This window comes from Pedobacter soli, assembly GCF_900101435.1.
Lineage (GTDB): Bacteria > Bacteroidota > Bacteroidia > Sphingobacteriales > Sphingobacteriaceae > Pedobacter > Pedobacter soli.
Map to the genome: position 1 here is coordinate 707536 of NZ_FMZH01000001.1, position 12392 is coordinate 719927.

At 38.5% G+C, this 12392-nt stretch carries 8 protein-coding genes; 2 read left to right on the forward strand and 6 right to left on the reverse strand.

Translation table 11 applies throughout. From position 1 onward, the window contains the following. Positions 1–30: 30 nt before the first annotated feature. From BLR37_RS02825 to BLR37_RS02845, 5 genes are all read right to left on the reverse strand, one after another. On the reverse strand, positions 31–1248 hold the full coding sequence (locus BLR37_RS02825) for a DUF4374 domain-containing protein (protein ID WP_090764324.1): 1218 nt from the start codon (positions 1246–1248) through the stop codon (positions 31–33). A gap of 1 nt (position 1249) precedes the next feature. Next, positions 1250–3586 carry a TonB-dependent receptor gene (locus tag BLR37_RS02830; RefSeq protein WP_090764326.1) on the reverse strand — a complete coding sequence of 779 codons (2337 nt, stop codon included), beginning with the start codon at positions 3584–3586 and terminating at the stop codon, positions 1250–1252. A 180-nt stretch (positions 3587–3766) separates the two neighbouring features. Further along, positions 3767–5413, reverse strand: a complete 1647-nt coding sequence (locus tag BLR37_RS02835) for a PepSY-associated TM helix domain-containing protein (RefSeq protein WP_090764329.1) — start codon at positions 5411–5413, stop codon at positions 3767–3769. A 1-nt stretch (position 5414) separates the two neighbouring features. Next, positions 5415–5693, reverse strand: coding sequence for a hypothetical protein (locus BLR37_RS02840; protein ID WP_039471844.1), 279 nt, complete (start codon positions 5691–5693; stop codon positions 5415–5417). A gap of 6 nt (positions 5694–5699) precedes the next feature. Further along, a complete protein-coding gene (locus tag BLR37_RS02845) occupies positions 5700–6029 on the reverse strand; it encodes a hypothetical protein (RefSeq protein WP_143009520.1) in 330 nt (109 codons plus the stop codon). Positions 6030–6465: 436 nt separating this feature from the next. Between BLR37_RS02845 and nhaA the strand changes: the two genes are divergently transcribed. Next, on the forward strand, positions 6466–7788 hold the full coding sequence (nhaA, locus tag BLR37_RS02850; RefSeq protein WP_090764335.1) for a Na+/H+ antiporter NhaA: 1323 nt from the start codon (positions 6466–6468) through the stop codon (positions 7786–7788). Positions 7789–8778: 990 nt separating this feature from the next. Here the strand turns inward: nhaA and BLR37_RS02860 are convergent. Beyond that, entirely contained in the window at positions 8779–9213 is a 435-nt protein-coding gene (locus BLR37_RS02860; protein WP_090764341.1) for a DUF5990 family protein, read from the reverse strand. An 845-nt stretch (positions 9214–10058) separates the two neighbouring features. On the opposite strand from BLR37_RS02860, the gene BLR37_RS02865 reads away from it, so the two are divergent. Continuing rightward, positions 10059–12350, forward strand: coding sequence for an nSTAND3 domain-containing NTPase (locus BLR37_RS02865; RefSeq protein WP_090764344.1), 2292 nt, complete (start codon positions 10059–10061; stop codon positions 12348–12350). Positions 12351–12392: the final 42 nt, after the last annotated feature.

A 12392-nucleotide genomic window follows, 5' to 3' on the forward strand; every position in this document is an offset into this window, starting at 1 on the left:
ACTGCTTTCGAAAAAGAACATATCAATATACTAGTCTAAATGCTGTACGGCAGTAATTGTACCCCCTTCAACTTTTAAACCTTGTTTCGCAGTAGCACTGGCTGCATCAACTTTATAGATATAGCCAATTCCACTGGTTAAGTTTACGCCATAATAAGCTGTTTTACCATCTTTTGGCGTGTAATTATTGGTCGTAATGCTTTTAACATCAGCCGGCAGGCCTGTTACCTTCTTTATTGTTTTATCTACAACATTTACAATTGCCAGTTCGATACCGGAAGTATAAGCACCTTTAGCAGCAATAGGCTGTACCTGGGCTACAAAGTTATTGGCACCTAAGTAAATCCAGTTGGTGATATAATATCCTGGCAATGCCGTTTCAAAATTAAAGAAATAAGTAAGATCGAATTCAGTTGCGCCTGATTTAATCCTTGTAATTGCCGATGGCTTTGTCGATGTAAATTTTGTTTCGTCTCTTGCTACAGATGAAGAGAAGGCATAAGTATCGCCGTTTTCAACAACACCTAAGCCATTGGTAAAGTAACGGCCTATAAAACTTGTTCTGTTATCTTTAATGGTTTTTTCTAACTGCATGCCCGGGTATGAGTAAACTGCAATCCATGCTTCGTCAGGGTAACTGGTTGCAAAGCTCGAATTTTTAATACTGAAAAATGGCGCATATACCTTAGTACCTACCTGTTGTAACCAGCTGAAGTGTGCAATCTCTCCATTGTTTCCGGGAGCCAATGCATCCAATGTACCTGTACCGCTAATTAACAAACTATTGGTGTTAACCTGGTACCAGGTGGCAACGGTAGATCCTGTTGCATTGATAGTCCTGGGAAGTTTGGTTAACAAAATATCGTTATTAACCGGCGCAAATGCCTGAACGGTTTCGGTCTGGAAGTTTGACAGTTTAGTTAGCTTACCCCCCTGAATATTGTAGGTAGTAACCGCGCCCGGGTTACCCTGGCCGTACAGCATACTAAAGAATTTGTTATTGTGCGTAACATAATACCGGTAGGTTCCATCCTGTTCTACACCATTACCTGCTGTTGAGATTGTTCCAGTCTCTAAGTTACTTGCTGTTAACAAATAATCTGCCACCGCGGTTGAAGCTACAGGCGTAACGGTTAAAATATAATTACCCGGGTTTTCTGCTACCGGATCATCGCTTTTTTTAGCGCAGGAAACAATTGTTGTTGCTAATGCCAATGCAGCAATAGCTTTTGTAAAATGTACTTTCATGTTAATTACGGTTTTTATTAAAGAAATATCTGATGTTTAAGTAGAATGCTCTGCTGGGTTTTTGTAGGCTAAAATTGTCGTAAAGGAAGGCATCGGTAATGTTTTTGGCTTCCAAACCAATGTTGTAGCGGCCATTGGCCATGCTGTAAACGGCATTTACATCGTGTGCCCATTGTTGTGGGATGTTATACTTTTGCTGCCCTAAACTTGGCCAATACAGGTAGAATTCGTGTACGTAGAGCAGATTGTAGCCAATATTTAAGCTATTGCCTTTTTTACCCAGATCTTTTAATGTTACCGATACATCGGCATTACCAAAAAGGTATGGGATGTTTGGCATCTGATCGAGATAAAGCGGACTCACCCCGGTATAACCGGCTTCTACCTTTTGCATGTTCTGCAAATACTGGTATGTTGTAGTGATACCAGCATTAAGCCAGTTTTTATAAGAGTACCTTATTTCGGCATCTCCGCCGTAGGTACGTACCCCATCCCTGTTATCGGGTACATATTTACTTTGGTTGCTGTTTAAGCGGGTGTAAATAAAATCGTTTGCATAACGGTAAATTCCATTTGCGTTAATGCCGAAACGGTGAATTTTATTGATGGCAAAATCATAGCTAAAACCTAAGTTAAAGTTGTCGCTTTGCTCTGGTTTAAGGTTTGGATTACCTTCCTGATTAACCAGATCGCCAAAAATATCGTTTGCTTCAGGCATTCTGTTTGCCAGTTCGTATGATGCCTTAACCTGGAAATTTCTGTTAAAGAAATAAGTTAAAGCCGTTCCATAGCCAATTTTCTCTATAGGTGGCTGGTTAATGCCGGTGTTAGTGGTTACGATATTCTGATAAATATATTTTCCGAATGCCGTAGCACTGAATTTATCCCTGATGGCGTAACTGTATCCTAAACCAAGAATATTTTTATTGGTTCTTTTAGGAGCTTCGTCGGCAGTATTCAATGGCCTCAACTCATCATAGCCTTTTCTGTTGAAAAGGTTTAACACATTACTTAAGGCCAGGCTATGGCGTTCAGAGATGGCATAATTTGCTGTGGCCGTTACCAAACCATTATTATTCTGGTAGTTGTACAATGATCTCGAACTCTCTCCATTTGTGCCGATGGGTTTAAAATTTCCGTACCAATCGAAGCGGCCATTCAGGGTATCAATCCGTTTCTCGCGGCCAAGGTTGTAATTGGCGTTTAAGGTAAGGTCAAGACCTTTGATAAGATTAGCTTTACGGTATTTTAAACTTGGCATAATGATGTTTCCCCTGGTATGAAAACCGCCATAAACGGCCACCATTCTTGCGGCTGTTTGTATTTCCTTATAATTCTGGCCCAGAGTAATACCTAATAAAAGCTTGTCGGCGTATGATTTATTCACTACGCCAACATTCGTAATAAGGGTTTCGTTGTGATAGGTATCGTGGAAACGGTTTACCATTGCATCTACTGCATAGGCTCCGGTATTGATATCTGCAGCATCGACTTTAACCTTGTAGTTGTTATCTGAATAATTCTGAAAAGCATTTAGCTGTATGGTAAACCCACTTTTGGTTGTTGTACCAAGATTCAAAACGGTTCTGTGGGTATTAAATGAACCAAAAGCATATGAAGCATCCAGGTAGCTTCCGGCACGTTCTGCTGTAACAATGTTGATGGCACCGCCTAAAGCATCAGATCCAAGCCACATGGGTACTACTCCTTTGTAAACTTCAATTCTATCGGCAAGGTTTACAGGGATGTTATTGATCTGAAAAGAAGATCCAAAATTATCCATCGGTATTCCATCAATAAAATACCTTATCCGGTTACCCGAAAAACCATTTAGCGACAGGTTGAAATTAGAACCTACACCTCCCGATTCGCGAACCCTTACCCCCGAAACACGGTCTAAAGCGCTTGAAATATCGAGTGTACTGTTGTACAACTTTTTAGCATCAATAGCGGTTACGTTAAACGCCTGCCTGTTGGTTTCTTCAGCCTTGGTTCTGCCGTAAACCTGTACAGTTTCCATTTGCTGTGCATCGGTAAGGATCTTAGCATCAAGGGTACTTTGTTCACCATTTTGGACCGATATGGTTTTCTCCAATGTTTTCAAGCCAACACCACTGAAAAGGATGGTATGTTTTCCTACGGGAACCTTTGCGATGATATAGTTCCCGTCATTTTCAGAAAGGGTAAAAAGCTTGCTGTTTTTAATCTTAACTGCGATTCCGGGCAAGGGTTTGCCAGCTTCATCGACGATGGTTCCACCCAGGGAACCCGTTTGGGCATAAGCCGTTGAGCAAAGAATAATAAATATTCCGATCAACAAATTTTTCTTAATTTGCATTACTTTTAATTGACGTTAGAAGTTTGTTTGCGCAAAAGCAAATGATTAGCCGGATGGTGGCAGCCATCCGGTTTTTTATTGGTATTGCTACCTCAAATCAGCTTTGCGCCTATTTATTTCTGGGTACTTAAAATGCGGTTGTTTATTTTTTCATATTCCAGTTGGTCTTTTATTTTGAGGTTAAGCTTTTATTGTTTTTAACTTTTCGTGTTGCTTCATTTTAACCAGTACAACTATTGCCAGCACACCTAAAATCAGGAACAGCAAATCAATAAACAGGATTTCAAATTTGCCCTGGTTAAAGGTATTCCAGAACCAGTTATTGCGCTTTATCCCATCAGCTAATGGCAATATGATACAGGATAATGCAGAAAGGATGAGCGTTTGTTGGTTGGTTATCTTTAAATCTTTCCTGATGATAAAATAAACCGCAAGTATTAACCAGCTATAAAAATACAGGTGAAAAATATCGCTCTGGCCAGGTTTTTCCATGAAAAGCAACCCCGTCATGGTGAAAGCGGTAACCGGTAACATACTCAGGCATGAAGCCATGAAAATATTGGCAGTCCAGAAATTAAAAACCCGCTTCTTTTTGGGAATGTTATTTTTATCCCTGGCTACCAGCCATATTAAAATACCTGATATGATTACCAGACAACCCATAATACCCAATACAAAAAATATTAAGCGAAGTGGTTTCCCGCCAAAATCACCGAAGTGAAGGTGGTAAATCATGCTCCTCACCTTATCTACATAGGTAGAACTTTTAACCGGTGAAATTTCTTTTAATACCTTTTGGTCGTTTACCCGATACAGGATTTTTCCGGTACCCGAAAAACGCTCTTGCGCATGGGGTTTGGCCGTGAGGATAACATGCATGTTCGAATCGCCATAGTTTTTGATTTGTAACGAAGCAATCCTGCTATGGGGCCATTTTTTCTCTGCCCGGGCAACAAAATCATTAACGCTGAATTTAGTTTGCAAAGGCTTATAGCTGTAAACAAATTTGGTGGTATCGCTATACTCCAGGTCCTGGTATATTGCGGCACTGTTTCCTTTATATAAATATTTGGTATAAGGCCCTATTAAAAATACGTTTGCAATTAATACCACTCCGGTTACTGCAAATACAAGCTGAAAAGGAAAGCCTATCACCCCTATTGCCGTGTGTAAATCTGTCCACAAGGTTTTCCATTTAGACCATGGCCTGAAAGTGAAAAAGTTTGAAAATAGTTTATCCCAATGCAACATTAAACCTGTTATGAGTGCAAACAGGAAAAGAAATGAGACCACACCGGCTAACAGGTAACCAAAAGGCGCGCCAAGGTGTATTGGCACAACATTTAACTGTGCCAGAAAATGTAAACGATAGAGAAATTCTCCCATGTCGTACGCATCGGCATAATTACCTGATTTTTGTTGGGCAAAATCATAATTAAAATACATGGAATCCTCATCGCCTCCTCTTCCGCGTCCGCCACGTTTTTTTGGAGCAGCCGCAGGCCTGGCTTTGGGTTTCTTTTTTAAGGTTGTATCATTTGAAGCGCTCATGCTAACGTAAGCGCCCATATCGTGTCTCTGCAGGAAAAAATCGAAATCGCGGCCCAGCAGCTTATTTTTTTGAGCGAGTGAATCGATAATATGATCGAAATCTCTGGTTACCGTTTTCCGGCTCTGGGTATAAGATGTATTTTTTTGCCAGGCACTGATCTCTTCCTTAAAGAAAGAAAATGAGCCGGCAAAGAAAATGACGTAAAGCACTGCACAAATGATTATGCCGCTAATGGTATGTGTATGGAAATATATATTGTATTTTCTGTTATCCATTTTATACGATTAAATAGGCACCTGAAAAAATGAGCGTTAATGCCAGGTAAATACCGGCCACTTTCCATACCTGCTTTCCTAAAAAAGCAACGAGCAATAAGGTTGCCCATAATATATAACCGGTAATGAAAGAAGTAGCTACCACATTTTCTTTCGGAAAAGCTTTGCATAGCAATAAATGGAAGGTAAACATAACCAGGTAGCCACCAATGGTTCCGGTGAGGATCTTTGCGAGCCTAAGCCATGGAGATTTGGTGAGGTGTTTCTTGTTTGCAGGCATAAATAATTAAATAAAGATTTCTAATAACAAAACTGCGGCATACAGCGCCGAAAGACCTATTACACCGATATATCGGAAAGGTTGGAGCACAACTACTAAACTGCCTGTTGCCATTACGGCGACAACTACAGCTACACTGCCACTTACCCAGCCCATACCTGATATGATTAATGCACTGCCAATACTGAATAAAATTGCAGCAGCTAAGCGGAATTGCCTGGGTTTGGCTACAATTGTCTTCACAAAAACAAGAGAACTGGCTTGCTTATACTGCTTAGAGGTCAGATACAAAATTTCAAAAGCAAGAAGCAACATTAAACAGGCTGTACTTATCATAATTCAGTTTGGTTTCCGGTGGATACTTTTAGATTGTTACCCTAAAAATTTGTGCAAATATAGTGGCCAAAATTCAGTTTGACAATACTATTTAGAATTAATTTAAATAAAAAGAAGCAACAATTTGCTATGCTATTGCAAATCATACTGTTAGTGTAAGGTTAATTTTGGTATTTCGCCAACTTCTTTAACCGATTGCGAAAGCTAATGCTGTTTGAGTTAAAAACCTTTTTCGCAAATTATAGTTAATAAGCTAACCAGTCGGCACTAAAATATTGCTGATGCTTGTCAAAAGGCTTTATTGTCAGGCTGTTTGGTACAGATGATATTTAAGGATAGAAAATAACATTGCAGATTAACGTACTTGATTTCGTTAGAAAAAGAACATTTATGGTATTTTTATCGCTAAAATCCTAATTTGCCAGAAAAGGAGACCATGATTAAAAATCTACCCAAAACCCCCATCGAAAAAATTATTGCACCGGTTAGTCGTTTCGTACACCTGGAGTATACCAGCGGTATTGTACTGCTGATCAGTGTGGTTGTTGCAATAATATGGGCGAACTCGGCTTTTGGCGAATCGTATCACCACTTGTGGGAAACGCATTTTAAGGTTGGTCTGGGACAACATGTGCTGGATAAACCTTTACACATCTGGATCAATGATGGTTTGATGGCGCTTTTTTTCTTTGTAATCGGACTTGAACTCAAGCGTGAATTTATGGAAGGCGAACTCTCTACCTTTTCAAAGGCCATACTGCCAATGACAGCGGCACTGGGCGGTATGCTTGTTCCGGCGGGGATTTATGTATTGTTTAATTTGGGTAGTAATGCACAGCATGGGTGGGGCATTCCGATGGCTACTGATATTGCCTTTGCTTTAGCTCTTCTTTCCATGGCAGGCAAGCATATCCCTGCTTCGATTAAAGTCTTTCTTTCGGCACTTGCCGTTGCCGATGATTTGGGTGCGGTACTGGTGATTGCTTTTTTTTATACCGGTTCTGTTAATTTTATTGCCCTGGGCATTGCAGGTTTGTTTTTGTTGCTACTCGTTATCGGAAATGCTATGGGGATACGCAACAGTGCATTTTATTTAATTGTTGGTATAGTTGTTTGGATCGGTTTTCTGCTTTCGGGGGTACATGCTACCCTTGCCGGGGTATTGGTTGCATTCACCATTCCGGCCAGGACCAGGATCGATGAACATGTTTATTCCAGTGCGCTCCGCCGTTTGAGTGATGATTTTGACAGGGAGATTCCAAATAACAGTTCGCTCACCACACCTGGCCAGCATCGAACCATCCGCCAGGTAAAAGATCTGAGCACCGCAGCAGAAACACCGCTTCAAAAAATTGAACATGCGCTTCATCCTTACGTTGCTTTTTTGATCATGCCCCTTTTTGCACTGGCCAATTCAGGGATTATGATCGGCGCCGATTTCTTTTCTGCCATAGTTAATCCAGTATCGGCAGGTGTAATTGTTGGCCTCGTTGTGGGTAAGTTTACAGGGATCATGCTTTTCTGTTATATGATGGTAAAGCTGGGTTTTGCCGGTTTGCCGGAAGGTGCCACATGGAGGCAAATGACGGGTATTTCCTTGCTGGCCGGTATTGGTTTCACCATGTCGCTCTTTATCAGCGGACTTGCCTTTCCGGATCCTCATTTGGCAGATCAGGCTAAATATGGTATTCTGATTGCCTCAGTTACGGCCGGCTTACTGGGCACGCTGGTATTAAAATCGACAGTAAATAAAGGATAAAAATTAAAGCCGGGATGAATGATGAAAGTTAAAAAATCAGGTTTTAGGCGGTTTCTTTATCCACAGTTTTAACCTGGATAGTGGCCCCGATAAAGGCCAACAGCGTTTTTGTAGGGCCAGGTCTCTGGATTCTTATTTTTGCAATTTTTATGGCGTCTCTCGGACTGAATCTAAAATGCTACAGCTGTGAACAGAAATTCGAATATAAATATATCACAATATTGAGATTTTTTATATACTTGCAGCTTTCTTTAAATATTGCCTGATAGGTATCCTGTTTTCAGGATTGGATATTATTGTCGATTATAAATAAGCTAAATTAACACAATCAAACAAAACTTTATGACAACGGAGCAGACAGCACTTAAAAAACTGATAAAACAGCGTGATCTCTTTAAAGGATTACTTATTGGAGCGTGTATCCTGTGGCCAATAATTCTGAGCGCGGCGGTATATTTTTACTACAAAAAAAACAATACAGCACTGTTTATTCCGGTATGCACGATGGTTGCTATTTTCCTTCCGGTCTATTTGCGGCTAAATGCTTTGAATGCTGAGGTAAAATCGAGGCAGCAAGGCTGATCTACAGGGAATAAATGATACTGCAGACAGTGATAGCAGTATCATTAAGCAGTTTACAGACAATTTTGTCAACCACCCAAAAAACGCAACGGATTGGCAATTAAAACTTTTTATGTTATAAATGGTTAACATGATATGGAAAGTTTAGATTCATTCGAAAAATTGCTGATAGTAATGTTCCTTACAATTTTAATCATGGGCAGTATTGCAGGATTTGGACTTTACATGGTGCTTTAATCAGATCAAAAAGTTTATCAGTTTGTGTTACAGCATTGCAAGGTAAAAATTATTTGCTTTGTGATATTCAGCTCAGCGTATCTATCTGCATACAACCTATTTGGTTATCCTATATTGGGGCAGAAACAATATCAGGCCTGTATCGGCCCATTTGGTTTAACAATTCAAGAACTAGCCAACTGCCCAGCCATCAAAAGGTTTTACCGTAGCACAATTAGGCCCTCCATCTTTACCAGTACCGGGAACTTGAGTATACAGTACAGATTTAGTATCGCTCGTTAACTGATCGAGCATTTCCCAACTGATACCAGTTAATGGTATTTTCAAACGTCTGCTCCATGAGGTATTCGTTTGTCCTGCATAAGTGCCAATGCCTATATAGATAAATTTTCCATTTGCCGGTCCCTGAACAAACGCCCCTGAAAGGCGTGGGAATGCATCAACACCACGTGTTCCTTTCGCAATTAAAGAAAAGCTAAAACTGATATCACCAGAAGACACATTTTGTTTCTGAACAGATTCGTAGATATTGCCTGAACCTTTCTGCAAAGCGAAATCTACTCCAGGAGTAGGCTTTATTAAAGTAATCTTTAATGGTAACTCCATTTTTTATGTATAAGCCAAATAATCTTTTAACTAAAATAAGAATTTATAATGGTGTGAGGAACTAAAATATACGCTTGGGTAAATCTCCCTATGTCATTGTAGAGTGGAATCTAATGTGCTATTTTATTAAACTATTACCCGACATAATTTCAACTAATTTTGTGTAATATGAATTAGTTTGTATTTTTTTGTATCATTTTGTCAAGTAATTTTTCACATTAAACACATATCACAGATACGAATAGAAATTTTAGTAAAAAGAAACAAAACAACCAAAACGAGCCACAAATAACGAAAATAAAGATACAAAAAAATCGCTAATTAACTTATAATTAGCGATTTAACTTATTGTTAGTTCTAGAAAATTGTGGTTATTTTAGCATCTACTTGCCGATACAGAAAGTAGAACTACCTATAAATCAATAAATTAAAAAGAAAAGGATACAATTACGCAACAGCTATTTCATGACTATTCCAACCTAATACAATGATAAAAATTCCCTTTTAAAAAACCAAAATTTCTCGCTAAAACTTTATAAATTAACGGTTCTCAAATTGGTTTTGATCAGATCTCTGGGAGATGTTAATCCAATAATACTAAACCCACTTACTATCTGTTACGGATCTCTTTTTTGATATTTTCAAGGCTCTCTTAGAATTGGTAAAAATGAGCAGGGCCTTTGTTTTTTGCTTCTTTGACGTTAAGCCTACTAAAATAGCCGCATCTCCGCTCCCGCCTACGACGCTCCGTTTCATCAGCATAAATTATGATGCAAAAACATTTATTAAGCAGCAAACAATCAAGTTTTAATTAAATTAGCTTTTTATATTGTAACAGAGCAAAAATGCCGGAATATTCTTTTTTAAATCTATCACCTGCAGAATTTGAAGAACTAACTAGAGATCTTCTTCAACAAGAGCTTAAAATTCACCTTGAATCATTTAGCAATGGTAGAGATGGCGGGATCGACTTCAGGCACTGTTACCCAAAGTCGGGTGAGATGATAATCCAATGTAAGCGATTTAAGGATTATAAAAGCCTATATAGTAAGCTCAGAGACGAGCTGCCTAAGCTGGTAAAATTAAAACCCAGACGCTATGTACTCAGTACCTCGGCCTCACTGACGCCGAAAAATAAAAAAGAAATTTTTGATCTATTAAAGCCATTCCTAAAAACACCATCAGATATCTATGGTAAAGATGATCTTAACAATTTGTTGGGTAAATTTCCGCAGATAGAAAAGCAACATTTCAAATTATGGCTCTCAAGCGTGAATATCCTGGAGCGCATTTTACATAGCCGAATTTTCAATCAATCCAGCTTTGAAGAAGACCATGTTAAAGAAACTGTCAAATTGTATGTAAATAATAGTAGCCACACTACTGCTAAAGATCTGATTGACCACTTCAACTATGTCATCATTTCTGGCGCTCCTGGGATTGGGAAAACTACACTCGCGCGAATACTTTCATACGAGTATCTTGCGAATGGTTATGAAGAATTCGTTTTTCTTTCTGAGTCCATTGACGATGCATATGCTTTATTTCGAGAGGAGGCAAAACAGGTGTTTTTGTTTGACGACTTTTTAGGTAAAACTTTCCTGGACAAGAAATTAAAAAACAATGAGGACCAGCGTATAATCAGATTCATAGAAAAAATCAAAAAATCTGAAAACAAGATATTGATTATGACTACAAGAGAATATATCCTTGCTCAAGCTAAGTTGCGCTACGATATGTTTGAAAATGATGCGATAGATATTGCAAAATGTGTGATTGATCTTGCTCAGTATACCAAGGTAGTAAGAGCGAAGATTCTTTATAATCACCTCTTTTTTGCCAATGTTGGCGAGGATTACATTCAGGAAATGCTGAATGGTAAAAGCTATAATAAAATAATATCTCATCCTAATTACAGTCCAAGGATAATTCAGACCATTTTTACACCAAGTGTATTAAAAACTATACCTGTAAATAAGTTCATTGAAAGATTCCTTGCATTCCTGGACTACCCTGAGAGCATTTGGAAACATGTATATGAAAACCAGATTACAAATTTCTCCCAGATTATTTTGGCAAATCTGATGACCCTGGGTGCCCCGATTCATTTCAATAACTTAAAACATCAGACAAAAGTCTTCGCAGATAAACATGCTGTTAAATATGGTATTACCTATTCAGAAATCGATTATAATAAAGCAGTAAGGGAATTAGAGAATACTTTTATTAAGACCGAAAGGGATTCTATTGGTACACTGATAGTTAATTATTTGAATCCCTCGGTTCAAGATTTCCTAGTTAACTATTTTTACGAAATGCCGGATTATTTGACTGACATATTTGGTAGTGCTATTTTTATAAACCAATTCTTTGATCTTTTTACGCTTAGAGAAACATCTCCGCTTAATAAAAAGGGACGAAAATCACAGATTAAATTGACCGATAGCCAGATTGAAATTATTGTAGAAAATATCGTTAATAACTTTGACGCTCTAAAGTCTTCCAGACTCAAAAAAGCTACTTTCACAAATACGACAAATTTTCAATGGTATGCTGAGAAATGCACTGTTTACAGTAAAATATCTGATATAATGGGATCTGGTTTGGTTACAAAAAAGCCGGTTTTGGAATCAATGATAGTTGAGAAATTTCAGGCAGCAATTATTCCACAGGCCTTCCATGGAGATGATCAAAATTACTATATCAGTATCTTTTTAAATTACCAAGATCAATTAGATTTCCAAGATACAACTCTTCTCAAGGCCTATTCCAATACCCTATCGAACCTTTATGATTTTAGTGAATTTTTGAGGTTGAAAGATTCTTTAGCGGGTAGCTTTGAAACTTTTGTATCAAAGGATGAAGAGTTTCTTGATTCAATTAAAGATATCGTTGAATTTGAAGCAGAAAATGCCGAAGACCATCACCTAGAGGAACTGATCGCTGAGATAAAAGGTGTTACCGACGAAACCGGGCTAAATTTTGATGACGTGGTGCAAAGATTAAATGAAAAATGGGAAGATAGCAAAGAAAATTACGAATCAGATTATGATGATGATTACGAGCGGTATGCAACCATAACAGATGTTTCAGAGAGTCAAACTGATATCTCTGATATGTTTGATAGCTTGAAATAAGATCATTTAGAACCTCGACTGGCTTCGGGAAACAGCTCAATA